A 25,667-nucleotide genomic window follows, 5' to 3' on the forward strand; every position below is an offset into this window, starting at 1 on the left:
GGCTAATAATCAGTTGGGGATGGACAAAACCCCGCTGATTAATGTTTCACTTTATTCTGCATATCAGAGATTTAGATGCTAGTAAGTTAAAAAGGATATATATTAACAAATCCTTTTATAATATCGGCTCTTAATCCATAAAAATTCAAACGATGAAATAGGAGGTCGAGAATATTTTGAAATATATTAAACTCTTACTCTTAATTCCTTTTATAGGGTGTGTTGGATTCTTACCATTTGCAAATAAAATTGAGCCTTACGTATTAGGGATGCCTTTTCTTTTATTTTGGATTGTATTTTGGATGGTACTTTCCTCAATTATTTTAACCATTGTTTATAAGCTGGATCCTGATAATAAAGGGAGTGAGGCAGAATGAATATATCATTATTTATTATTTTTATTTTCTTAATTCTATCTCTTTATTTAGGGATAGCAGCCAGACGAGGAAAAAAGATGAATTTGCAGCAATTTTCAGTTGGCGGCAGAGGTTTTGGAACCCTGTTCATATTCCTATTAATAGCTGGAGAGGTTTATACGACTTTTACTTTTCTAGGCGGAAGTGGTTGGGCGTATTCTAAAGGTGCTGCTGCATATTATGTACCCACGTATATATTTTTAGCATATGTAATATCTTATTGGATTGCACCTAAAATTTGGAGATACGGTAAAGAACATGGTATTATTTCACAACCTGACTATTTTGCATCTAAATATGATAGTCGTGCAATGGGGGTTATAGTAGCTATTGTGGGAAGTTTGGCGCTTATACCATACATTTGTATACAAATGAAAGGGTTAGGGATTATTGTTTCAGAGGCTTCTTTTGGAGCTATTTCACCAATAGTTGCAAGTATTATAGGTGCAATAGTTATTACAACATATGTAATATTTTCTGGTATTCATGGATCAGCTTGGACAGCTGTGATTAAAGATATTATGATTTTGGGAGTAGTTATTTTTTTAGGCCTATACATTCCTAGCCACTATTTTGGTGGAATTGAGCAAATGTTTAAGTCTGTTGAGGCTGTTAAACCTGAATTGTTAACGTTAGCCGATCAGGGACTAAGTGTACCGTGGTTTATCTCTACAATCCTTTTAAATGCAATATCTTTTTATTTATTACCGACTTCTTTCACTGTGGTCTTCTCAGCAAATGGTGAAAAAGCACTTCGCAAAAATGCAATTACTCTACCTTTATACACGATATTATTACTGTTTGTTTTCTTTATTGGCTTTTCAGCTATCGTAAAAATTCCTAGTTTACAAGGAGCTGATGGAGATCTTTCTCTTTTAAGATTAACTATTCAAACATTTGATCCTTGGGTGGTTGGAATAGTTGGAGCAGCTGGTTTATTAACAGCTTTAGTACCAGCTTCTGTTATGTTAATGTCTGCATCTGTTGGATTAACAAAAGGGATTTACAATGTTGTTTTTCCAAAAGCTACCGAAAAACAACAATTAGTAGCCTCAAAACTATTCATCATTATCCTTTCTTTGACTGCTTTAATCTTCACCGTATTTGGCGGGACAGCACTTGCACTGTTAAATATCATGTCGTACAGTCTTATCGCACAATTGGCACCTGCATTATTCCTTAGTTTTTCTCAAAAAAATTATATTAATAAATATGGCGCAATGACTGGTATTATTACAGGGGTACTTATTGTATTGTATGCTACGATTTTTAATATAAAAATTGCAACCTTTTTCCCAACAGTCCCACACACTATTAACGACATTAGTACAGGAGCAATCGCATTATTTATTAATATCGTAATAACTATTATTGTAAGCTTAGCTTCAAAAAACATAGCGGTTCAAAAGGGGTCTACCACATCAATATCAAGCTAAAATAATTGTATATCCATTAGCTTAGCAAAAGATAAAAGGATGTCTGTTCATGACATCCTTTTTATTTTGGAGCAAAGAGGTATGCTTACTATTCTGAAAATTGTTATTCTTACAACTATTACATATAATAAAGGCTATAGGGATTTATACAGGGGAGTTATGAATGGAAAATACTTTAGTTGATTAACTATTTCTCGTTTTAACCAATATAACAATTAATAGATTTGGAGTTGAGTACATTGGGACAAAATAATTATAAATGGAGTAATAAGCAATTACGAGAACATGTTGGAGTACTAGATGGCATGAGAAGTCCACACATTTTATTAAAGAATGCGACATATTTAAATTCATATATGCGTGAGTGGATGAAAGCAAATATTTGGGTTTATGATGACCGCATTGTATACGTAGGAGAAAAACTGCCAGAGCAATTTACTCATTGTGAAGTTATTGATTGCGAAGGGAAGTATGTAGTTCCTAGTTACATAGAACCGCATGCACATCCATATCAATTATACAATCCAGAGACGTTAGCAAATCATGCAATGCAATTTGGGACAACAACTTTTATTAATGATAATTTAACTTTATTTTTCACATTACAACGTGAAGAAGCATTTCGTTTATTAGATGAATTTAAAAAGATTCCGGCAAGCATGTATTGGTGGTGTCGTTTCGATGGACAAACTGAGTTGCAAAATGGCCAATCATTGTTTAATAGTGAAGAAATAATGGAATGGCTTAATCATGAAGATGTTCTTCAAGGCGGGGAGTTAACAGCATGGCCAAAACTATTGCATGGCGATGAGGAAATGTTAAATTGGGTACAGGAAACAAAACGATTACAGAAGAAAGTAGAAGGGCATTTTCCTGGAGCATCTGAAACAACTTTAGCAAAGTTAAAATTGTTAGGTACGGATTGTGATCATGAAGCGATGACAGGGCAGGAAGCATTAATACGCCTTATGCAAGGCTACACCGTTTCTCTTAGAAATTCTTCAATTAGACCGGATTTAGAAGTTTTACTAAAAGAATTGCTAGAACTAGGTGTTAAACAATTTGATAGATTCATTTTCACAACAGACGGTTCGCATCCATCATTTTATGAAAACGGAATGACAAATAGATTGATAGAAATAGCGATTAAGCAAGGGATACCGGTTATTGATGCCTATAATATGGCAAGTTATAACATTGCTCGTTATTATAATATGGAGTATTTACATGGTGCGATTGCCACAGGGAGAATCGCCAATATTAATATTTTGGAAAGTAAAGAAAACCCGGTGCCGATTAGTGTAATTGCAAAAGGACAATGGATGAAACGTGATGGAGAAAATAAAAATGAATCATTACGTATAGAATGGGATGAATTTCAAGTAACCCCTCTACAACTAGACTGGTCTTTAAAGAAAGAAGATATGATTTTTTCTGAAACAACAGGTATAAAATTATTAAATGATGTGATTTCAAAACCATATGTAACTGAAATCGACTTAAACGTTGAGGAACTTTCTATTGAGCATGATGAATGTTTCCTTATGATGATTGCTCGTGATGGCACTTGGCGAGTGAATACAGTTGTGAAAGGTTTTGCGAATAGATTAGGAGGTCTTGCTAGCTCTTATTCCGGTACAGGTGACATCATTCTTATTGGAAAAAGGAAAGAAGATATGCTTACAGCTTTTCATAGAGTAAAAGAGCTAGGTGGCGGTATGGTAATAGCGGAAAGAAATGAAGTGTTACACGAAATTGCATTACCGTTGCTTGGGATTATGTCCGATTTAAAAATGAGCGAATTAATACATAAAGAGAAAAAAATGGTGGAATTACTACAAGAGCGAGGATACACCTATAACGATCCAGCATTTACGATTTTATTCTTTTCTGCGACGCACTTGCCTTTTATACGGGTAACACCTATAGGATTATATGATGTGAAAAGTAGTAAGGTACTTGCTTCGCCGATGAAACTGATAAATCAATATTAAAAGGAAAGATTCTATAAAAAGTCTATTTTATAGGACCTTTCTCATTCTTAGCATAAGAATATCCTAAGCCTCAAATAATATAGTATCTAAATCATTTGAGGTGATATGTAATGATGAAAAAAATATTGTTTATTTTAAGTGTATTTATTTTATGTGTATCTATTCAACACGTTGTACATTCTCAAACAGATGCACCAAGATTATCTTCGGATTGTCTCGAAGAAAGAAAAGTTCGAGATGAAAAGTATGCGGAAAATATAATACAGGACATTAAATCCACATTTAATTTAAATATTGATGAAAACAGTTTTTGGGAAGTTAGTAAAAGAGACCTAGAGGCTGCGCATTTGATGTATGGCGGAAAGGAAAATGATTCATATTATAATTCATTAACTAAAATTTATGATAGTGGTGGATTTAGAGGGCAACCTAGCTTATTTGTGAGGGCGCAAGAAGCATTTTTACTTTATAAAGAAATAGACGATACTAATGTAATGAAACGCCTAAATCTAAACCTTGAAAAAGGGGAATGGATTGTTACCGAAACAAAAAAGAAGCAAGGCAAAATAGTGGAATACAAACCGTTACAATGTGAAAAGGATTATCTGAAAAAGAGGAATGAATACCATAATATGAAATGATGTAATGAAATACTAATTAATGTTGTTTTTATCTGCTGAAAGGTTGCTATAGAAGAAGGTAAGTATACATATTAACCTTATGTATACTTACCTTCTTTTTTTGAGGTTATTAACATTTAGGATGGTGTATATTGCAAATTACTTGCTAGTAAATGTGCTTATAATTTTCAAAGGATCTTTTTATCGTAAAAAGAGAGAGGAGTATGTGTCAAAAGATTTATACATTGTTGAACCACTTATGTATATTTTATTCTACAGTACTAATAAAGAAATGTTTACTATGCGCAAAAAATATCATTGGCACAGTTTTTGCTTGTATTAAATTTAAGGAAGGGGATTGTATGTAAGGAATCTGTATTCGTAATAGTATAAAACAAGCTACTATTGCATCATTGATCATACTTGTATTTATAGCGGAACTGTAAATACATACAAATAAGTATGTTCTGATATAAAAATTCAGAATTTTCTTTAAAATTATTAGGGGGCAATGTTATGGTTAAATATTCAAAAATTTCTAAGTTGATTCTTGGTGTTGGACTAGTGACAATATCATGCAATGGTTTACAAATTCAAGCAGAGACAAAAGAAAAAAATGTGAAGAACGTATTACAAATGGAGCCGGTAGGTATACAGAAATCCGTTGATGAGTTGGCACACTCTTCAAAAGTACAAGAAAATGCATCTTTTACAAAACGGTTAAAGTTATCGGATTTATCGCAGCGTCCGCTAGCGCCAAACAAGGATGTTAAACCGTTAGCTGAAGAAAAAAAGTATTCGATGGCTGAGTTAAATCAATTAAGTAACAAACAATTAACTGATCTTCTTGTGACAATTAATTGGTATCAAATTCCGGAATTATTTCAGTTTAATAGTGATAGTCTCAAATTCTATCAAGATGATAGCCGAATGCAAGCGATTATTAATAAACTAGCAGAACAAGGACAAGCTTATACGAAAGATGATTCAAAAGGGATTGAAACATTAGTAGAAGCTTTACGTACAGCATTTTATTTAGGTTTTTACCATGATGAATTAAGCAAACTAAATGAGCGTAGCTACCATGATAAATGTTTACCGGCTTTAAAAACAATTGCAAAAAATCCGAATTTCAAACTTGGTACATCAGAACAAAATAAAGTTATTTCATCATATGGAAAATTAATTGGAAATGCATCGGCTGATGTTGAAACGGTTTTATATGCAGGTGAAATTTTCAAACAATACAACGATAATCTTGCAACTTTCATTGAAGACCGAACGAAAGGAGACGCTATTTATGAGTTGATGAAGGGGATTGACTTTGATATTCAGACGGATATGTACACGACTGGAAAAGAGCCAAAAGATACGATGTGGTATCGAAATATTGATAACTTTATAAATGAAGTAAATCGTTTTGCACTAATTGGTACAGTAACAAATAAAAACGGCTGGTTAATTAATAATGGAATTTATTATGCTGGTCGATTAGGCAAGCTTTATAGTACACCAACAAAAGGCCAGCAAGTTGTTACCGAAGCGATGAGGATTTATCCACATTTTGGGGAGCAATATTTTGTTGCAGCAGAACAAATTACTACAAATTACGGAGGAGTAGATGCGAACGGAAAAACAATAAATTTAGATCAAATTCGAGAAGATGGTAAAAAGAAATATTTACCGAAAACGTATACGTTTGATGATGGAGCAATTGTCTTTAAAGCTGGGGATAAAGTTAGTGAAGAGAAAATTAAGCGTCTATACTGGGCGGCAAAAGAAGTACGTTCTCAATTTTATCGTACAGTTGGTAGCGATAAACCACTTGAAAGTGGACATGCTGATGATGTACTAACGATGGTTATTTATAATAGTCCAGATGAGTATCAATTTAATCGCCAACTGTACGGATATGAAACGAATAATGGTGGAATTTATATTGAAGGGACAGGAACGTTCTTTACATATGAACGTACACCAGAGCAAAGTATTTATAGTTTGGAAGAATTGTTCCGCCATGAATTTACGCACTACTTACAGGGAAGATACGAAGTTCAGGGATTATGGGGCCAAGGGGAAATGTATCAAAATGAACGTTTAACATGGTTTGAAGAAGGGAATGCAGAGTTCTTTGCAGGTTCAACGCGATTAGATAGTGTAGTACCGCGAAAAAGTATAATTGGTGGATTATCTTATGATCCTGCAAAACGTTATACAGCATCACAAACATTAAATGCGAGATATGGAACGTGGGATTTTTATAACTATTCGTTTGCATTGCAATCATATATGTATAATAACCGTCCTGAAATGTTCGATAAAGTGCATGATTTAATTCGTGCAAATGATGTTTCAAGTTACGATGCATACCGTTCTACATTAAGCAAAGACAATAAATTAAATGAAGAATATCAATCTTATATGCAAATGCTTATTGATAATCGTGATAAGTATACAATTCCACAAGTATCAGATGAGTATTTAACTCAGCATGATCCAAAATCGCTTTCGGACGTTACTTCAGATATCACTAATGAAGCAAAGTTAAAAGATGTGAAGGTAACAAAAAATAAATCACAATTCTTTAATACATTTACACTACAGGGGACATATACAGGAAGTGCGGCAAAAGGAGAAATTGAGGACTGGAAAGTGATGAATCAAGCAACGAATGATATGTTGAAACGTCTTTCAGGAAAAGAGTGGACTGGATATAAAACATTGACTGCTTACTTTGTAAATTACCGTGTTAATAATGCTGGACAATTTGAATATGATGTTGTGCTTAGTGGAGTGAATACAGAAGAAGGTACGGCTGTAGAAAAAGAACCGAATAATTCATTTGAAACAGCGAATCCACTATCTTTAAATACGTTACTAAGAGGAAACTTAAGCGATCAAGATCAGGTTGACCGATTTGTTATTGATGTAAAGGACCCAAAAGATTTACAAATTACTATTACGAACGAACAAAATATTGGATTGAACTGGGTACTATATTCTGAATCAGACTTAAATAATTATGTAACTTATGCAACAAAACGTGATGGAAACAAATTGCTTGGCAATTATAATGCGAAGCCAGGGAAATATTATTTAAGTGTATATAAATATGGCGGGGGAACAGGGAATTATACAGTGGAAGTAAAATAGTTTACTATAGTTGGTTTGAGAGGCTGCTAGTTGTATTTTTTAGTTTAATGTTAAATATTAAACTACTTCAATACACCCCTGTTCTAATTATAGAACAGGGGTGTATTGGCTTTATATTTTTAAATTAAATAACCTAATTGGATTTTGACAAGAAAATAATTAATATAGATTTGAATTCTCATTCGTAAAGCATGTTTTAATCTTCTTAATGCTCTTTCATTTTTGTCTCAATTCTTGTTTTCAAATCAGTTGATACTTGATCGAAATACCCCAAAACTATCTTCCTAATATCATTGGAAATGACTTTCAAATCATTAGCTAAATTTTCAGCAAGATGTTCTTTTTCTATCGGTTGTAACTTCGCATAAAAATCACCAGCCTGCCCAAAGTCGTCTTGCTTAGTTATAGAAGTTCTTTCAAGTTTTCCTTCAACGTATCTTCCATCACCGCTTGTAATTTGATTAGCAGGTGTCCAATCTTGCTGCTGGTTAACCTGTAATTTACGAAATTCTGGTCCAATTCTTCGTCTTTGAGAATCGCTATAAATATTAGCACGGCCCTGTAGCATTTTATCATCAGATAGTTCTGCTCCATCCAGTAAATTAGAAGGAGAGAAGGACACTTTTTCGACTTGTTCCATATAATTTTCAGGATTTTTATTTAATACCATTTTACCGACTGGTATAAGAGGATACGCCTTTTCGTCCCATACTTTTGTATCATCTAAAGGATCATAAGAAAGATGAGCTTCATCTTTTGGATCCATGAGCTGGACATATAGACCATATTCCACTGGTTTACCAGCCTCAATTGCATCGTATAAATCTTTCCCGCTATAATCAGGGTTTTCCGCAGCTAGTTTAGTTGCTTCCTCACTAGTAATGAATTGTACACCTTCAAATGGATACCAATGATACTTTATATACTTTCGATTACCTTCAGCGTTTCTCCAAACATATGTATTTACACTATGTCCTGGGATGTGGCGAAGGCTTTTTGCAGTACCAGTATCAGAGTATAAGCGGACAACAAAATGAATTGATTCTGGTGCTGTAGCGACAAAACTCCAAAAACTATCAGGGTCTATTAAGTTATTTTTAGGTGAAGGTAAGAGCGCTTTAATTGTTTCAGGGAAACGCATCGGATCACGAACAGAAAAGACAGGAATGTGATTACATAAAAGGTCAAAAACTCCATCATTTGTATAAAATTTTGTAGCAAAACCGCGTACATTTCTAGAAGTATCAGGTGTTCCTTTCGTACTAACTGCAAATGAAAATCGTACCATAACAGGAACTTTCGCATTAGAATTTTGTAAAAAACTTAGTTTAGTATGTTCTGACATCGGATATATCGTTTGGAAATAGCCGAATGCACCGTAACCTTTTACATGAACAGGTCTTTCTAAAATTTTTTCATGAATAAATTCTTGTAACGCCTCGTGAAGCACACTATCTTGCTTTAAAACAGGTCCACGTGAACCAACTGTTTGAGAGTGAATTATAGCTTTTTCATTACGTTCTCCATGTTCATTAAAGTCTTTCCCTAGTAAAGATTGCCTCTGTTTATCATAGTTTTCATCCATCAATATAGCCTCCAAATTTTTTTTGTCCATTGTTACTAAATATGATTTTTTAACCTTGATTATGTATGACATGCAAAGTTCAAAATAGGAACAGACCGCTAGATGAAAAAAACGCGTATGCAGTGGACCTGTTGAAATAGAAGAAATTATGGAAAAATGAATATCGGGAAGAGAAATAACACGTTTTATTTAAGAGGTGGAAGAAAACCACTATTAAAATATCAATCTTAAAAATTAATTTGTAAATGAATTTATAGATAATGAACATGAAAAACGGGAAAATAGCCAGGAGGAATTTATTATGTCGGATTGGTCTCAATTAGATAAAGAATATATGATGCCTACGTATTGTCGTACGGGGGTTGCGATAGAAAGAGGAGAAGGAAGTAAACTTTATGATGTAGATGGTAAAGAGTATTTAGATTTATTTTCTGGTGTAGGAGTAAATGTATTAGGATACAATCATCCTAAAATTGTGCAAACGACAATGGAGCAAGTTACGAAGTCATTGCATCTACCGTTTCATTTTTTAAACCCAGTTGCGATTGAGTATGCAAAGAAATTAGTTGATTGCTCTTTAAAAAACGGAAAGGTCTTTTTTACGAACTCAGGTACGGAAGCGACAGAAACAACGTTGAAATTAATTGATAAGTATAGAGCTAATACGCATGAGGAACGTGAAGGAATCGTAGTGCTGAAGAATAGTTTCCACGGACGTACGTTAGGAGCACTTCATTTTACGAGACAAGAAAGTGTATATCAAAATTTCCCTAAAACATCGATTCCGGTATATGAAGTAGAGCGTGAGAATATAGAGCAATTAGAAGAAACAATAATTCATGAAAATCCAATTGCGATTATGTTAGAGCCTGTTTTAGGAAGCGGCGGTATATATCCTTTATCGCGTGAATATTTACATGGTGTTCAAAACTTATGTGAGAAATATAATGTACTACTTATTGTTGATGAAGTACAAAGTGGTATGGGGAGAACAGGAAAACTATTCGCTTATCAAAATTTCAATATTACACCCGATATTATTCAAATTGGCAAAGGAGCAGGAGGCGGGATACCGCTAGGTGGAATTATTGTAGGTGAAAAATTATGTGATGTATTTACACCAGGAGATCACGGCACAACGTTTGCTCATTCTTCAATGGGAACAGCTTTAGGGTTAACGGTTTTAAATACATTGATTGACGATGCTTTAATGCAAGAAGCTTATGAAATGTCACTATATTTAAATGATAAATTGCGAGAAATTCAGAATGAAAATTCTTATTATATTCAGGAAGTACGTCATGCTGGTATGATGTTTGGAATTAGTTTGAATGATACGAATACAAATGTAAAGAAATTACAGGTAGAGCTAATGGAGAAAGGGATGTTAGTTGATGTTACACAAGGGAACATCATCCGTTTACTTCCTCCATATATAATTACAAAAGAAGAGATTGATGCATTTATTTATGAGTTTATCTCCTGTATTCATAGCTTATCAGCTATAGCAAGTGTTTAAAAAGCTTTATGAAAAAGTACCTTATTTTTAATTCAAATAGGAAGAAAATAGGGGTGGAAAAAATAAATTTACGTATTAAAATAAAAAGCTGAAAAAGGTACTCGTATAGCGCCTTCTTCAGCTTTTTAAAATACTAAATTACTTAACCTAGGGAGCATCTCATTGGACAAATAATTAATTATGTGAAACAATAATAACAGATAAGGAGACGTTGCTTTTCCTTAAGTGCTTCGTATTGAATTTATTCTAGTAAGAGAAGGTGTGCTTAAAGAAGTTAAATTAAATAAGGGGCTGTTTTACTATATGCAACAAAATAATGATTTAAATTTTGAACCTCAAGACGTTAATATTGTCAATCCTAAACAAGCGAGGAAAGCAGTTATTGCTACTGGCATTGGGAATGCAATGGAGTGGTTTGACTTCGGATTATACGCGTATTTAGCAGTAATTTTAAGTCAATTATTCTTCTCAGGTGTGAATAATAGTGGTTTGCAACTTGTACTAACATTTGGTACATTTGCGGCGGCCTTTCTCGTTCGACCAATCGGAGGTATTTTCTTTGGTAGAATAGGAGATAAGTATGGCCGAAAGATTGTTTTAAGTACAACTATTATTTTAATGGCACTTTCTACATTATTCATCGCATTACTACCAACCTATGAACAAATTGGTGTATGGGCACCAATACTACTTTTAATTGCGCGAATGATTCAAGGCTTCTCTACAGGCGGCGAATATTCAGGAGCAATGGTTTATATCGCAGAATCTTCTCCAGATAAAAAGCGTGGTATACTCGGTAGTGGTCTTGAAATCGGGACACTCTCAGGTTACATTGCTGCTTCGGTAATTGTTACCATTTTGACGTTATTGTTAACAGATGAGCAAATGCTCAGCTGGGGATGGCGTATTCCTTTCTTAATTGCTGCACCAATTGGTTTGGTCGGTTTATATTTACGACGTCATTTAGATGAATCTCCAATTTTTGAAGAGATGGAAAAAGCACAAGAGGAATCTGAAGACAATGAACAATTTTCATTTATTGATATATTAAAATATCATAAAAAAGACTTCGTATTAAGCACAGTAATTGTTGCCTTCTTTAACATTACAAACTATATGATCCTTTCGTATATTCCTTCTTACTTAACACAAGTACTAAAAGTCAAAGAAACAACTGGCTTATTAATTATTTCAATTACGATGGCACTTATGATTCCACTGGCACTTTATTTCGGTAAATTAAGTGATAAAGTAGGTAATAAACGCGTAGTGCAAATTGGTTTACTTGGTTTAACTGTATTTGCAATTCCGGCATTTTTACTAATAGGTAACGGACATATTGTAGCTATGTTTGCGGGTATTTTCGTCTTAGGTTTCTTCCTTAGTGTTTATGAAGGAACATTGCCTTCGTTATTACCAGCACTCTTTTTCACCGATGTACGTTATCGTGCACTATCTATCTCCTTTAATATTTCTGTATCTATATTTGGCGGGACAACACCGCTCGTATGTTCATATTTAGTTCACGCTACTGGTAACCCGCTCGCACCAGCATTTTATTTAACTGTTGTAAGTGTAATTGGATTAGTTGTATTTAGTGTACTGTTTGTTACAACATCAGGACGTGCACTAAAAGGATCTTATCCTACCGTAGAATCGAAGAAAGAAGCACATTTAATCGCTAAAGAAGACCCTGAAGAAACACTTTGGTGGCATGAAGAATCTTTAGCAATTGAAGCAGGAAAAAAAGCATAAATTGTGAAAAGCAACGTGGACTTTTACACAAAAAGACTCCTAGTTTAATAGGAGTCTTTTTGTGTGTGTCATATCTTAAATTGATTCATTTTTTCTTCTTTTTCAAACCTTTCTGATACGCATAAAGCTTATTAATTTCTTCCTTAAATTCTTGCAGAAGTATAGTATCTTCACGATTTGAATAACGTACTGCATTATACGCATCTATAATTATATGCCTCTGAATATTTAAACCTTCTTCTTCATTAATTCTCTCTAGCCAAGCTTCAATTGTTTCTCCTCGTTCACGGTTTAAAGGAGGGGCTAACTTACTCTCCAGTTTGAAAATTTCTCTTCGAATTTCGTTATGTGGTGGTTTATTTCGCTTCGTTCGTTTTTGACTAATTCCTTCTTTATCAGTAATGATTGTAGATTCAAAGACAGGCATATTTGGTAAACTTAAATGTTTTCGTTTTTTTACTATTTTCCAAACGACATAAATAGCGATGGCTGTACAGACTAATACTGTAATGCTATTAATAAGTATTGGGTCAAAGTCAGGAAGTTTTTTCCCGTCTTCAATTCGTGGTTTTAAGAGATGTCCTTTATTTGCCCAAACATCTTCAGTGTCTTTTAATTCAGCTGCTTTAATTAATGGCATTAAAGCATAGCCGACTCCTAATGCGATAACTTCCGTCATAAAACCAAACATAAGTCGAATAAAAGGGAACACTTGAACAATTAACATACTCATTACACCAATCGTAATGATTGAGGCAAAACGTAATAGTTGTTGTTTACGATTTGCCCCGGTTAGCCAAAATGTAATCATAAGATGTAAGGCTAATATTAATAATTTCCATAACGGTGGAAAGGGTGCATAAAATATAGCTGAAACGACAAACCATACAATACCACCTAGAGATTTTTGAACTGGATATCCAGGTCCGACCGCATGTATGATAAAGAAAAATAGTGGTAATATGATTGTGCCAAAAAGAGAGAAAGGTAAAAATAAAGAGAAAAGAACTATTTGAAGAACTAAAAGTATTACAAATCCTGTTATTTTTTTCTTCATTAATTTATGAATAAGAAATACTCCTACATAGCCTGTTGTTAAAAATATTGCAATGCCAATTAGTTCATCTCTTTCTGTTAATAATGAAAGCAGGAGGAGCAGAATGAAATCATGAATGTGATATAGCCAAGTTTTCAAGCTTTTCCACCATCCCTTCATTATTAATGAGAAACGTAGGCTGAGATAGAAGAGGAAGCTCATTCTTCTGCAGACCAATGTAAATCAATGTAGATGATCGCTCTCTTTTTCTCGTGACATAATGAAGGAATCCTTGTTTCGGAAGTAACGTACTATCATCTGAAATACGTGCTAATTCCTCTAACGTCTTTGCGTAATGTGTTTGTCCTTCGTTTAATGGTAAATGCAATGCACCAGTTTCTGCTAATACACTAATAAATAATTCAAACGGTATTTGATGCTTCGTTGCGAATTGACAAATGTATGTTGTAAATGAAATAAGGTCTTCTACATTCTCTTTCCAACCGAATCCACGATTAGCAGCTAAAGAAAGACAAATCGTCCAACTATAATTCTTTACAGGTTCATATTGCTTCGCTTGTAACGCCTGCATTTTGGCGGATGCTTTCCAATGAATAGAGCGGAATGATTCACGCTCGTAGCGCTTTACACCGATAATAGATGTTTCATCATTGTAAAAAGAGAAATTCGTTCGATACGAACCTGTTAATAGTTGCTGAAGTTCTTGTAAACCGGCTACTTCTTTAGGAGTAGGGTATACAATAATTTCAGTTTTTAACTTATCGAAAACAGGTAAATGTACAGTTAAAAGATGAAAAGGATCTTTTAAAACACATTCGAACTGTTCAATTTGAAAGACACCACGCTTCGTTGCGGTTAATGTTAAATCCCATTTTTGTGCTGAATGAGCAGGTTGTGAAAATGGGAAAGAAAATAACGTTTTCGATATTCGTTCAATCCCTTGATCCTTATGCGGTATAAGAGATGAATTTAAATGAAAATAACAAACACCGTTTACGAGTGGTATGCTTGCCCCATTTTTTAAATGAATAAAAAACTGTCCAGATTCATCAGGAAATAGCCGCGTTATTTGTTTCTCGTTTATTACTTGAAACTTTTTCTCTATAAAAGTGACATATTTATAAATGAAAATAGCAAATAAATAATAAAAGAAAAAGAGAAACATAAGCATTCGTTGCGGGAAAAAGAATGTGAAAAGCAACGCGACTGGAACAGTTAATTGAATAATATGAAGTTGGAAAAATAAAGGTACAGTTACAACGCGCTGTCCATTCATGCTTGTTCAATCTCCACAGGTACGTCAACTTCTTTTAAAATCCTTTGCATGATTTCATTTTTTGTCGTACGTAAAGCTCCTTCCATTGACAAGACGATACGGTGATTCCAAACAGAAGGAACTAAAAATTGTATATCTTCAGGCGTACAATATTCTCTCCCGCGTAAAAAGGCTAGTGCTTGAACTGCACGCACTAAAGCAAGTGTGGCACGTGGACTTACACCGTTAGCGATGTAATCATGATTTCTTGTAGCGTGAGCAAGTTTAATAATGTAGTGTTCTAACGGTTCTGATACGAAAATTTCTTTTACTCGTTTCTGTGTTTCTAAAATAGCATCTAAAGTAATAACAGATGTGACGTTTTCTAGTGGTGCATTGTTACGAAAACGACGCATCATTTTTAGCTCATCTTCAGGAGACGGATAACCAATTGAAATCGTCATTAAAAAGCGATCAAGCTGTGCATCTGGAAGAGGGAAAGTTCCTTGTGATTCAATTGGGTTTTGCGTCGCAATAACAAAGAACGGTTTCGGAAGAGGAGTAGACTGCTTTTCGAGCGTTACTTGTCGTTCTTCCATCGCTTCTAACAAACTAGATTGTGTTCTCGGCATCGCGCGGTTAATTTCATCTGCAAGTAGTATATTTGTCATAACTGGTCCAAGTCGTAATTCGAATTCACTTGTTTTCGGATTGAAATATTCAATACCTGTTACATCACTCGGAAGTACATCAGGGGTAAATTGAACGCGAGAAAAATTACCACCAATGCTTTTAGAAATTGTTTTTGCAAGTAATGTTTTTCCGGTGCCAGGCACATCTTCCAGAAGCACATGTCCGTCAGCAAGCAATGAAACGAGTAATAGATCTATAACATTTTCTTTACCGATAAAAACAGATCCTATGTTTTCTTTCAATTTATTTATCATATGTATCATTCCTTTCAAAATAAAAGCGGATATTACTATATTTTAACGAATTATTCAGAAAATTGATATGATTTTTTAATTCGAAGAAATGGATATTTAATTATTAAATTACTCTTGCATATTTTGGAATATGATTATACAATATCGGTATACGATGTATCGTTAGTCGATATATCAAGAAGCGATGTATCGGAGGTAGTTATAATGAATGCGAAAGCGCAAAAATATATTCCGTTAACTGAGGCAACATATTACATATTATTGTCACTTGTGAAGCCAATGCACGGTTACGGAATTATGCAAATGGTAGAAGAGATGACAAATGGGGAAGTAAAACTCGGTCCTGGTACTTTATATGGGAATACGACGAAGTTACTAAAAGAGAAATTGATTGTTGAAGTTGCCTCTACAGACAGAAAGAAGTGCTACGAGTTAACACCATTTGGTAGAGAAGTGTTAGAGCTAGAGTATAACAGATTGCAGAGATCTGTAAGGAATGGAAACAGTATATTAGGGGAGTGAATGGAAGATGGAGACAAAGAAGGTATTCAAACTTTTCATGGCATGGAGTTTAGAAAAAGAAGAAGCTTTTTTACGGAAAATGCATCAAAAAGGCTGGGCGTTACAAAGGTATAATTTGATGTATACGTTTAAGAAAACAGAACCAAAAGATGTAATATATAAAGCGGATTTTAGATTGGTTTACAGGGATTCAAAAGAAAAACAACAAGAGTACTTTGAAATATATGAAATGTCTGGTTGGAAACGTGTCACAAGTTTTACAAGATGGAATTATTTTTGTAAGGAAGTAGAGGAGGGAATTGAGTTACCTGACATATATTCAGAGAAGGACACGAAGGTGCAAAAAATGAAGGAGTTATTACAATTTTTCGCATTGATTTCAATAACTATATTACCCTCAATGTATAGCGTATTTTTAAATTCAACAGAATCAAGAGTGCCAATTTGGGCGAAAGTTATGACAGGGCTTGTAGGTTGTATGTATGCTTATTTCTTTATGAGGCTCTTATGGAAAATTAAGAAATTGAAAAGCGAAATATTATAATAAAGATTGGATTTTAAAAGAAGATGATTACCGGAATCATCTTCTTTAATTTTTATGTAATTCTATTTTGTTCACTCTTTTTTACATAATAAAAGACTATACATTTAAGGCATAGAACTAACAGTTACAAAGATAATACTAGTAATAATACCTAAAAAAATCATAAATGATGAAGAAACGATTAATAATAATGAACTACTGATTAATACTATTTTATTAGATTTTTGATGTTTAAAGTGGTAATAAAGTAAAAAGCCGCAAACAGTAGAAACAATCCATATAGCTAGACCGTAAGGAGTTGTTATCTTCTTCCAGTCGAAAATCCAAAAGTAAAAAATGCCTATGTGACAAGTTAGTAGTAGAAATGTAGATGGAATCATTAACTTTTTATTTAAAATCATTTATTTCACCTCTCTTATGTAAATATTACCAAAAGAGTGTGGGGTTGAAAATAAAATAGGGAAGTGAATCAGGTTTTCATTTAAAGAAACTACGAGATGAGTAAGAGATATTTCTAAACCAATTTACATTTTCTTGCGAATGTAAATGGAAAAAGAACCATATAAAATTATGAAGGGAGGAGAGTCATAAAATGCAGAGAATGAACAATTATTTTCGTGCTCGTGCGAGTGTGGTATACATGATGACTAATAATGAAGTAATGAATCACATTGTTGCTTTTCATATGGATACGAATGGAATGCTTACCTTTCTGGGTTCTTACCGAACTTACGGAAGAGGTACTGGTATAAAGGAAGTTTCTACAGAAACGGCAAACGATGGTATAGATCCTCTAGCATCACAAGGTTCTCTGACTTTGTCCCGTGATGGTCGTTTCCTATTTGCAGTTAACGCAGGCAGTCATAGTATCAGTAGTTTTATCATAGCAGATAACGGGGTGCCGATTTTCGTGGATGTAAAGCCATCAGGAGGTGCTCAGCCCAATAGCATTGGTGTGTATGATAATCTTCTTTATGTCTCCAATGTAGGTAATGCTGCAAACAATTTTGCATCAAATATTACTGGATTTCACATAGATGATAAGGGAAACCTTACACCTATTCCAGGATCCACTCATGCTCTCAGTACCTTTAATGCTCAGCCAGCACAAGTTCTCTTCACCCCGGATGGTAGTAAAATCGTTGTTTCTGAGCTTACATCAAATCATCTCAGTGTCTTCCATGTAAATAAAAATGGTACGGTTACAGGACCAATTGTTAATGATTCTTACGGTAAAGGCCCATTGGGTGCTTACTTTCTATCGTCCGGAATTCTCTTAGTTACAGAAGCAGTTTCAAATGCGTTGTCATCTTATTCATTGAGCAATGACGGTACTCTTCATGTAATCAGCGGCTCTGTACAAAACGGATATAAAACTGCTTGTTGGGTTATAACAACGAAAGATGAACGTTTTGCCTACACTACGAACACTTTAAGTGGCACCATATCTACCTACCAAATCGCCCCGAATGGAGCACTGTCAGTAGTAAGGCATATTACTAGTACTCCGCCGGGTACAGCACCAGGTCTGCCGATGGATGTTGGAGTAAGTAAGGATGGAAGGTATTTTTACACACTTAATGGAAATCAGGGGACAGTGTCAGCATTTAATATTCAAAGTGATGGTAGTCTAGTAAGGTTGCAGGTTGTTGCTTCATCAAATTTTCCTTACTTTGGGTCGCAAGGTTTAGCTGTTCTTTGATTTTATTGGGCCGCTATTTTTGTGTAGAACAGAAATATATATGACGGTGTACGAATAGTAGCCATGTAGATAAATTAGGAACCTTTGATTAAACAGCAATTGTGCATCTTACTTATGTAAAACAGAAAAAACCCCCTATAGAAAATTGGTAGGGGGTAATAAAGATGTTTAAGAGAAAGACTGATTTTGCGCAGGTTTAATAAATTGTTCTGGATTTTCAACAAGCCCGCATACGGCACATTGGACGCGGTAAGTTGGTCCTTGATAAGCCATATGAAAAGCGTTCATCGTTTCATTTGTGTATTCTTCTTCTACTTGACCAGTTTGCGGATTTAATTTTACTGGTTTTACTTGTTGCTCAAGAATATTAAAGCGAGTGCGGTTCGTTTTACAGCTTGGACATAACATTGGTTCCATATGTATACACCTCCATTTGTAGCATTTCTTAAATGATATGAATTTATGCACATAGTTTTATGGTCATGTAACAAAACTTTCTCAACATAAATAGGTATATATTATATTTAAAATTCAGAAAAAATAAAATATAATAATATGTAAGAACTGGTTATGTCCAAACCAAATCTCCTGTTTTATGCCAATAAGCTGGGGGCCGAGAAATCGGCCTCATTTTTTTGTGCTCGGCTCTATAAGGTACAAGGTTTTTAAAAACATTTGTCGAATTTTTAGAGGTGAAGGTAAAGGGGGGAATAATGATGAACTTAAAAATGAAATACATTATTTTATATGTAGAAAAGTTTGAACAATGTCTTCAGTTTTATAAAGAAATTTTAAAATTACCAATAAGAGCTGAACACGGTACATATATCGAATTTGAAACAGGATCTACAATTTTAGCAATGAATACGCGAGAGGATGTAAAGGAGTTAACTGGATTACCACTTACTGAAGGGGTATTACAGTCTTCTCATTTTGAATTAGGGTTTGTTGTAGAGGATGTAAAGGAAACGATTGAGAATTTAAAAGGACAAGAGGTTAAAGTTCTAGTTGAGCCAATCGTAAAACCGTGGGGACAAACAATTGCTTACATTGCTGATCCAGACGGTAATTATATTGAAATTTGTAGTTCATTAGAATAGAAGGAGATAAAGAGGATGGGGTTTCCGAAATTAGAAACAGAACGTTTACTATTAAGAGAACTTACACTGTTAGATTCAGATGCAATGTTCCATTATTTTTCAAAAGAATCCGTTATTCGTTATTTTGGGATGGATTCTTTCGAAAATATTGAACAAGCGAAAACGACTATTCAAACGTTTAGAAAGCGTAATGAAGAGGGAAGTGTATTTCGCTGGGGGATAGAGAAGAAAGGTACGGATCAATTAATCGGTACGTGTGGATTTCATTTAATTAACAATCATCATAAACGAGCTGAAATTGGTTATGAGCTAGATGATACATATTGGGGACAAGGATACGCAACCGAAGCACTGCAAGCAATGCTAGCTTACGGATTTGAAAATTTGCACTTTATAAGAATTGCCGCTGTTGTATATATAGAAAATGAAGCTTCCCGTAATTTATTAAAAAAAGCAGGGTTTCAGGAAGAAGGATTACTTCGGAAATATATGATTCAAAATGATGTTGCTCATGACACAGTCGTTTATTCATTATTAAAAGAAGGCTGGGAAAAGTAATGAGCACAAGTGAAATAATGAAAGTTATTAAGGAACATAAAGATGAGAGATTTATATTAGGTGTAGATGGTCTAAGTCGTTCAGGTAAAACAACTTTGGTTAAAGAGTTGGAAGAAGATATGAAGAAAAGTGGAATCCCGTTTCATATATTCCATATTGATGATCATATTACCGAGCGTAACAAGCGATATAATACTGGATTTGCAGAATGGTATGAGTACTACAACCTTCAATGGGATATAGAGTGGTTGCAGCAAAACTTATTTCAGAAGTTACAAAGTGACATGCAATTAGAGTTGCCATACTATCATGATGAAACAGACACATGTGAAATGAAAGAAATACAGCTTCCTTTAGTAGGTGTAATAATTGTTGAAGGAGTTTTTCTGCAGCGAAAAGAATGGAGAAATTTCTTTCATTATATGGTGTATTTGGATTGTTCAAGTGAGACACGGTTTCTTCGCGAGAGTGAGGAAACGCAGAAGAACCTGCCAAAGTTTCAAAGTAGGTATTGGAAAGCTGAGGAGTATTATTTGGAAGAGGAATTGCCGAGGGAGAGGGCGGATTTCGTAATACGCAATATGTAACAATGTAAGTAAGTACAAAATAGAAGGTGGATAAAATGGATATATTATGGGATTTTGATGGGACGTTATTTAATACGTATCCTGCATATACAATGATGCTTTCTGAAATATTAGGTGATGCAGTAGATAAACGAGAAATATACAAAAACTTAAAAATATCATATTCCCACGCAATTCAATATTACAACATTTCAAATGAACAGGAAGAACAGATTAAAGTTTTGAAGAAACAGTTTACTCCAAAAGATATGAAACCATTTGAAGGTGTCGAAGAGATTTTGAAATTTGCGCATAAAAACGTGATTATGACACATAAACATAGGGCAGGAGTTATGGAAATCTTAAAGTATTACGGATGGGACAAATACTTCATCGATATGGTTACAATTGACGATGGTTTCCCTCGAAAACCGAACTCTTTAGCTTATGATCATTTACATAAAAAGCACAATATTGATCTAGCAATTGGAGATAGGGAGTTAGATCTATTGCCTGCGAAGGAATTAGGTATTACAACATGTATGTTTCAAGATAAATGTGATGTAGCGGACTATTCTTTATCGCATTACTCTGAGTTTTTTAAGGTAGTTATTGATAGAAATAGGGAGTTTTCTTTATAAATGGCTTGAATAAAACTTCTACTTTTACAAGCGCAGCAAATGAAGCAAAGTATAAAGAAGTGCACATGATAAATTTGATAGTAAAATGAAAACGTGATTATCAGAAGAAAAAGCTGGTTTATATACTGTTGTTCTTGTAGCGAAATATAGTAAAGAACAACGGACCTTTATCATTACTTATAATGATAAAGAAGAAATAGCAGATTTATATATTAAATAAAAAACAGATACAGCGGAAGTTCCCGCTGTATCTGTTTTTTATGCATTAACCAAATTATGGTTATTCGTGCTAATATGAACTCATAGCTATATAGAAGGGGTGGGTAATTATGAAAACAGAAATAGTTCTCAAAAAGAAGTACAGCATAATAAGCTATGTATCTTTGCTCATCGGAATTATGTGTTTTTTATTCGTTTTTATAACTCCGACGAGGATAGCGAATGCGGGAAATATAGTTGGAGATTATATAACGATTGCTCTGACAGGTGTAGGTATTATGCTTTCAATAATCACAATGACGAAAAAAACAGAGAAGAAGGGGATTGCTATTATTTCATTAATACTGTCCTCATCATTCTTTATATTTTGGATGATCGCGATTATTTTAATTTTGACTGGTCAAGTTAGTTTTGCGCCGTAATACTGAATAAAAAGAGTCCTTCATACAAGAAGGACTCTTTTTATTCGCTTTCTTCAGATTGATATTCTAAAATATCCCCAGGTTGGCATTCTAATGCCTTACAAATAGCATCTAAAGTTGAAATTCTAATTGCTTTTGCTTTTCCATTTTTTAATATAGAGAGGTTAGCCATTGTAATTCCAACCTTCTCTGAAAGCTCCGTTACACTCATTTTCCTTTTAGCTAGCATTACATCAATATTAATTATTATTGCCATATTATTCACCTCAGACCGTTAAATCATTTTCTGATTTTATATCTATCGCATTTTTTAAAAGTCTTTGGAGAACGGCAGCAAAGACTGCGATAACCATTGAAGCAAAGATTAGAAGCATGCCAAGTATAATAATACCAGGTGCGTCATCTCTCTCCGCCACAAGGTAGAAGAGTGGCATGCCTACTACATATAGTATACTAATTGTTACTGCACATTGTTTTATCTTCTTTAAAGCTCTAACAGATAATTTCGAGAAGGCGTTACCCTTGTCAATGTAGCTTACAAGTTTAAAAGCTTGGTACAGAGCAAAATAAAAAGGTACAACCGTTGCATATAGATTAAGTAAAACAAGATATTTTATATATGCAGTATCGGGGTACAATTCCGCTGCATAATTCCCTATGTTAGGAACTAAAAATATACATAAAGCAAGAACAGGAATACCGATAAGGATAATAGCTGTCTTTAAAAAGAGTGTTGATCCTTGTTTCATATAAAGCACCTCATTTATTAATTATCTATTAAATTTAACATGATATTTATCGTTTAACAATAAATTTTTATTTATTTTAATCTTGTTTTTATTGTTAAACTAATTTTGGAATTTCATGAAGATAATCGTTCCTTATTTCTGTAAATGATGTTATGTTAAAAGTAAAGATTAAGCCTTTTGTATATTAAGAGTTTTTAGAAAATCAATATTTTACGTAATTTGACGAGGTGTTAATGAAATGAAATCGTACACACAATTTGAACGAAGAAAACACATACTAGGTGAATTAGAAAAGTATAACCGAGTGATGGTAAATGATTTAGCAAAGGTATTAAATGTTACAACAGAAACGATACGAAGAGATTTAGATATGTTGCACAAGGAAGGGCAGCTTACGAAAATACATGGTGGTGCAATTAAGAAAAAAGATCAAACACTAGAATTTCATTTTGATAAACGTCGATCTGAAAATATTGAAGAAAAACGAAAAATTGCAATGGAAGCGAGTAAACTCGTAGAAGATAATGATATTATCGCAATTGAAATTGGGACAACCACAATGCAAATTTTAGATTACATACACGATAAAAAGAATTTGACAATTTTAACAAACTCGATACCAGCTGTAAATAAAATTATTGAGCTGAAAGACCAGTATGATTCCTTTGATTGTAGGTTAATAGTCATAGGGGGAATATTGAATACGAATTCCTTAGCATTGTCTGGAGAAATGACATTAAACTATCTGGATCATTTCACTGTTAATAAATTATTTGCTTCTTGTGATGGTATTTCATTAGAAAAAGAACTGACATGTTCGTATATTGAAGATGCACAAATATTTAAGCAGCTAAAGAATAATGCAAAACAAGTTGTAATGATGGCTGATGAATCAAAGTTTAATTTGACAAAGTTTTATAAAAGCGGAAGTTTTAATGATATAGATGCGTTATATACGAATGCGAAGCTCGATGAATCGTGGCAAAATATGCTAACAAGTAATGGGGTTGAAGTAATAACAGTATAGAAAAGCTAAAAGAAGACTATTTCTTAGTAAGTTGAGAAATAGTCTTCTTTTATTGTTTATATGTTGTTTTGTTTTGTTAATTTGTTGTTTTTACAATTAGTTAACAAATAAACAACATTGTGTTAATAATGAACTCTTACAATATGAATTAGGAGGTGGCAAGAATGCAAATAAAACTATCAAAAGCTGTGTTCTTTTTACTACCAGTTGGAATACCTCTAATCTTGTTTTGGATTATTCCGAATTTCATTAGTTTAGGTATTAGTTTTACTGATTGGGATTTTATGACGAATGATTTTAATTTTGTTGGTTTAGAAAACTATTTTAATTTATTTACACAAGATTCTTTTATGCAAGCATTGCTCAATACGTTTTATTTCGGAATTGGAACAGTCATTCCAACAATTGCATTGGGCTTAGGTTTCGCATTATTCTTCCGAAAAAAATTTAAAGGTTCTGCATTGTACCAATTAATGATTTTTTCACCGTGGGTAACGCCAACAATAGCTGTATCCATTGTGTGGTCACTTTTATATGAACCTCAATTTGGAGTTATTAATAAAGTGCTAAACTTTTTCGGGATACCAGGTTTGGACTGGCTTCAAAGTAGTAAAACAGCGATGTTAGCAGTCATTATAATGACAGTTTGGAAATTAGTTGGTTGGACGATGATCTTCTATATCGGCGCATTAGAAAAAGTTCCAGATAGTTTATATGAAGCAGCTAGTATTGATGGAGCAAATTCATGGCAGAAATTTCGATATGTAACACTGCCAATGGTTTCATCAACAACTTTCTTCTTAGTTGTCGTCAATACAATTTCTTCGGTGCAGGCTTACGATCAAATAAAGATTTTAACACAAGGTGGGCCTAGTGGTTCGACGCGTACGTTACTGTATTTATTCTTCCAACAAGGGTTTGAACAGTTTGATATGGGATCTGCAACAGCAATCGCATTTATCATATTAATCATTACAATTTTACTATCTGTTATTAACAAAATAATAGGTGATAAGTGGGTGAACTATTAAGGTGAATAATATGAAAAAAGGTCCATTAATCGTAAAGCATCTCTTTTTAGCATTATCAAGTATACTATTTGTTTTTCCATTCATATGGATGGTACTTGGTTCGTTTAAAACATCTAGTGAAGTATTACAAGGAGGTTTTTGGCCTAAAGAATTTCACTGGGAAAATTATCGGCAAGTATTAGACATACTACCATTTAACACATATTTATTTAATAGTTTTTATACATCTTTCATCATTACTATATATGTGCTTGTTTCATCTGCACTGTTTGCTTATATGTTAGCATTTTACAAGTTTAAAGGTAAAAATATTACATTTAGTGTCGTGATGGCAACCTATATGATTCCTGGAGCTGTTTCGTATGTTCCTGTATATGTAATGTTAGGGAAATTTGGGCTACTCGATTCACATTTTGGATACATGATTTCTATGGCTGTTAGCGTATTCGGTATTTTCTATTTAAAACAATCGTTCCACAAAGTTGGTCTTGAAATAGTAGAAGCAGCCAAAATTGATGGAGCAAGTGATTGGCGTATTCTTTGGAAGATTATTTTTCCAATGACACGTTCATCATTTGTAACACTAGGATTGGTCACATTTATTGGTAATTATAATAATTACGTCTGGCCAGCTCTTATATTGAAAGATAATACGCAAAAGTTAATTACGAATGGAATTGCTGATTATTTCATTAATAGTTCCTTAGGGCGAGATTGGTCACACATTATGGTTGCAAGTACAATCGCAACAGTGCCGCTCTTAATCGTATTTTTGATTCTACAAAAATGGTTCTTATCTGGTGTTACTGATTCAGGAATAAAGGGGTAATTAAATAGTAAAGGAGATTT

At 33.8% G+C, this 25,667-nt stretch carries 26 protein-coding genes and 1 pseudogene; 19 read left to right on the forward strand and 8 right to left on the reverse strand.

The window, feature by feature from the left end; all coding sequences use genetic code 11:
* Positions 1–176 precede the first annotated feature (176 nt).
* The 5 genes from ACP6L7_RS07200 (at position 177) to colA (ending at position 7,619) form a co-directional block, all read left to right on the forward strand.
* A complete protein-coding gene (locus ACP6L7_RS07200; RefSeq protein ID WP_048374755.1) occupies positions 177–377 on the forward strand; it encodes a DUF3311 domain-containing protein in 201 nt (66 codons plus the stop codon).
* Positions 374–1,852 carry a sodium:solute symporter family protein gene (locus ACP6L7_RS07205; RefSeq protein ID WP_097830368.1) on the forward strand — a complete coding sequence of 493 codons (1,479 nt, stop codon included), beginning with the start codon at positions 374–376 and terminating at the stop codon, positions 1,850–1,852. Before ACP6L7_RS07200 ends, ACP6L7_RS07205 begins: the two co-directional genes overlap by 4 nt.
* 239 nt (positions 1,853–2,091) lie before the next feature.
* Entirely contained in the window at positions 2,092–3,846 is a 1,755-nt protein-coding gene (locus ACP6L7_RS07210; RefSeq protein WP_430529010.1) for an adenine deaminase C-terminal domain-containing protein, read from the forward strand.
* 113 nt (positions 3,847–3,959) lie between these two features.
* The gene (locus ACP6L7_RS07215; protein ID WP_097830370.1) at positions 3,960–4,487 is read left to right on the forward strand and encodes a hypothetical protein; all 528 of its coding nucleotides are present in this window, start codon (positions 3,960–3,962) and stop codon (positions 4,485–4,487) included.
* A gap of 495 nt (positions 4,488–4,982) precedes the next feature.
* On the forward strand, positions 4,983–7,619 hold the full coding sequence (gene colA, locus ACP6L7_RS07220) for a collagenase ColA (protein WP_430529011.1): 2,637 nt from the start codon (positions 4,983–4,985) through the stop codon (positions 7,617–7,619).
* A gap of 205 nt (positions 7,620–7,824) precedes the next feature.
* On the opposite strand, the gene ACP6L7_RS07225 is transcribed toward colA, so the two are convergent.
* A complete protein-coding gene (locus ACP6L7_RS07225) occupies positions 7,825–9,204 on the reverse strand; it encodes a catalase (protein ID WP_097830372.1) in 1,380 nt (459 codons plus the stop codon).
* Between the two features lie 301 nt (positions 9,205–9,505).
* On the opposite strand from ACP6L7_RS07225, the gene ACP6L7_RS07230 reads away from it, so the two are divergent.
* Entirely contained in the window at positions 9,506–10,723 is a 1,218-nt protein-coding gene (locus tag ACP6L7_RS07230) for an aspartate aminotransferase family protein (protein WP_430529012.1), read from the forward strand.
* 303 nt (positions 10,724–11,026) lie between these two features.
* Complete coding sequence (locus ACP6L7_RS07235) at positions 11,027–12,478, forward strand: MFS transporter (RefSeq protein ID WP_097830469.1); 1,452 nt, start codon at positions 11,027–11,029, stop codon at positions 12,476–12,478.
* A gap of 85 nt (positions 12,479–12,563) precedes the next feature.
* Here ACP6L7_RS07235 and ACP6L7_RS07240 read toward each other — a convergent pair whose 3' ends face one another.
* The 3 genes from ACP6L7_RS07240 to ACP6L7_RS07250 are packed head-to-tail and all read right to left on the reverse strand — an operon-like array spanning position 12,564 to position 15,737.
* On the reverse strand, positions 12,564–13,673 hold the full coding sequence (locus ACP6L7_RS07240) for a DUF4018 domain-containing protein (protein ID WP_097830374.1): 1,110 nt from the start codon (positions 13,671–13,673) through the stop codon (positions 12,564–12,566).
* Positions 13,645–14,811: a DUF58 domain-containing protein gene (locus tag ACP6L7_RS07245; protein WP_097830375.1), complete on the reverse strand. Its 1,167-nt coding sequence runs from the start codon at positions 14,809–14,811 to the stop codon at positions 13,645–13,647. The genes ACP6L7_RS07240 and ACP6L7_RS07245 overlap by 29 nt, the downstream gene beginning before the upstream one ends.
* Complete coding sequence (locus ACP6L7_RS07250; RefSeq protein WP_097830376.1) at positions 14,808–15,737, reverse strand: AAA family ATPase; 930 nt, start codon at positions 15,735–15,737, stop codon at positions 14,808–14,810. Before ACP6L7_RS07250 ends, ACP6L7_RS07245 begins: the two co-directional genes overlap by 4 nt.
* 204 nt (positions 15,738–15,941) lie before the next feature.
* Here ACP6L7_RS07250 and ACP6L7_RS07255 point away from each other — a divergent pair, with 204 nt between their 5' ends.
* Together ACP6L7_RS07255 and ACP6L7_RS07260 are read left to right on the forward strand one after the other, a co-directional pair.
* Positions 15,942–16,259, forward strand: a complete 318-nt coding sequence (locus ACP6L7_RS07255; RefSeq protein ID WP_000991891.1) for a PadR family transcriptional regulator — start codon at positions 15,942–15,944, stop codon at positions 16,257–16,259.
* A gap of 7 nt (positions 16,260–16,266) precedes the next feature.
* The gene (locus ACP6L7_RS07260; protein WP_097830377.1) at positions 16,267–16,803 is read left to right on the forward strand and encodes a DUF2812 domain-containing protein; all 537 of its coding nucleotides are present in this window, start codon (positions 16,267–16,269) and stop codon (positions 16,801–16,803) included.
* A 104-nt stretch (positions 16,804–16,907) separates the two neighbouring features.
* Here ACP6L7_RS07260 and ACP6L7_RS07265 read toward each other — a convergent pair whose 3' ends face one another.
* Positions 16,908–17,204, reverse strand: coding sequence for a hypothetical protein (locus ACP6L7_RS07265; protein ID WP_002185543.1), 297 nt, complete (start codon positions 17,202–17,204; stop codon positions 16,908–16,910).
* Between the two features lie 191 nt (positions 17,205–17,395).
* Here ACP6L7_RS07265 and ACP6L7_RS07270 point away from each other — a divergent pair, with 191 nt between their 5' ends.
* On the forward strand, positions 17,396–18,505 hold the full coding sequence (locus ACP6L7_RS07270; protein WP_097830378.1) for a lactonase family protein: 1,110 nt from the start codon (positions 17,396–17,398) through the stop codon (positions 18,503–18,505).
* A 168-nt stretch (positions 18,506–18,673) separates the two neighbouring features.
* On the opposite strand, the gene ACP6L7_RS07275 is transcribed toward ACP6L7_RS07270, so the two are convergent.
* Entirely contained in the window at positions 18,674–18,922 is a 249-nt protein-coding gene (locus ACP6L7_RS07275; protein WP_000433610.1) for a hypothetical protein, read from the reverse strand.
* 299 nt (positions 18,923–19,221) lie between these two features.
* Here ACP6L7_RS07275 and ACP6L7_RS07280 point away from each other — a divergent pair, with 299 nt between their 5' ends.
* From ACP6L7_RS07280 to ACP6L7_RS07305, 6 genes and pseudogenes are all read left to right on the forward strand, one after another.
* Complete coding sequence (locus tag ACP6L7_RS07280; RefSeq protein WP_097830379.1) at positions 19,222–19,605, forward strand: VOC family protein; 384 nt, start codon at positions 19,222–19,224, stop codon at positions 19,603–19,605.
* A gap of 15 nt (positions 19,606–19,620) precedes the next feature.
* Positions 19,621–20,163 (forward strand): GNAT family N-acetyltransferase, encoded by a 543-nt coding sequence (locus ACP6L7_RS07285; protein WP_097830380.1) that lies wholly within the window; start codon positions 19,621–19,623, stop codon positions 20,161–20,163.
* Positions 20,163–20,750 (forward strand): kinase, encoded by a 588-nt coding sequence (locus ACP6L7_RS07290; protein ID WP_097830381.1) that lies wholly within the window; start codon positions 20,163–20,165, stop codon positions 20,748–20,750. Before ACP6L7_RS07285 ends, ACP6L7_RS07290 begins: the two co-directional genes overlap by 1 nt.
* A gap of 35 nt (positions 20,751–20,785) precedes the next feature.
* Positions 20,786–21,370, forward strand: coding sequence for an HAD-IA family hydrolase (locus ACP6L7_RS07295; protein WP_097830382.1), 585 nt, complete (start codon positions 20,786–20,788; stop codon positions 21,368–21,370).
* A 5-nt stretch (positions 21,371–21,375) separates the two neighbouring features.
* Positions 21,376–21,590, forward strand: a pseudogene (locus ACP6L7_RS07300) (DUF3887 domain-containing protein); the annotation flags it as partial.
* Positions 21,591–21,699: 109 nt separating this feature from the next.
* Positions 21,700–22,011 (forward strand): hypothetical protein, encoded by a 312-nt coding sequence (locus ACP6L7_RS07305; protein ID WP_097830383.1) that lies wholly within the window; start codon positions 21,700–21,702, stop codon positions 22,009–22,011.
* 40 nt (positions 22,012–22,051) lie between these two features.
* Here the strand turns inward: ACP6L7_RS07305 and ACP6L7_RS07310 are convergent, their stop codons facing one another.
* Together ACP6L7_RS07310 and ACP6L7_RS07315 are read right to left on the reverse strand one after the other, a co-directional pair.
* Positions 22,052–22,267, reverse strand: coding sequence for a helix-turn-helix domain-containing protein (locus tag ACP6L7_RS07310; RefSeq protein ID WP_071772908.1), 216 nt, complete (start codon positions 22,265–22,267; stop codon positions 22,052–22,054).
* A 10-nt stretch (positions 22,268–22,277) separates the two neighbouring features.
* On the reverse strand, positions 22,278–22,760 hold the full coding sequence (locus ACP6L7_RS07315; protein WP_097830384.1) for a DUF2975 domain-containing protein: 483 nt from the start codon (positions 22,758–22,760) through the stop codon (positions 22,278–22,280).
* Between the two features lie 238 nt (positions 22,761–22,998).
* Between ACP6L7_RS07315 and ACP6L7_RS07320 the strand changes: the two genes are divergently transcribed.
* The 3 genes from ACP6L7_RS07320 to ACP6L7_RS07330 all read left to right on the forward strand — a co-directional run bounded on the left by ACP6L7_RS07320 (position 22,999) and on the right by ACP6L7_RS07330 (position 25,647).
* Positions 22,999–23,787, forward strand: a complete 789-nt coding sequence (locus ACP6L7_RS07320; RefSeq protein WP_097830385.1) for a DeoR/GlpR family DNA-binding transcription regulator — start codon at positions 22,999–23,001, stop codon at positions 23,785–23,787.
* Between the two features lie 164 nt (positions 23,788–23,951).
* Positions 23,952–24,818, forward strand: coding sequence for a carbohydrate ABC transporter permease (locus tag ACP6L7_RS07325; RefSeq protein ID WP_001165981.1), 867 nt, complete (start codon positions 23,952–23,954; stop codon positions 24,816–24,818).
* A gap of 10 nt (positions 24,819–24,828) precedes the next feature.
* Positions 24,829–25,647 carry a carbohydrate ABC transporter permease gene (locus ACP6L7_RS07330; RefSeq protein ID WP_097830386.1) on the forward strand — a complete coding sequence of 273 codons (819 nt, stop codon included), beginning with the start codon at positions 24,829–24,831 and terminating at the stop codon, positions 25,645–25,647.
* Positions 25,648–25,667 lie beyond the last annotated feature (20 nt).

The organism is Bacillus silvicola, assembly GCF_050524305.1.
Lineage (GTDB): Bacteria > Bacillota > Bacilli > Bacillales > Bacillaceae_G > Bacillus_A > Bacillus_A cereus_AT.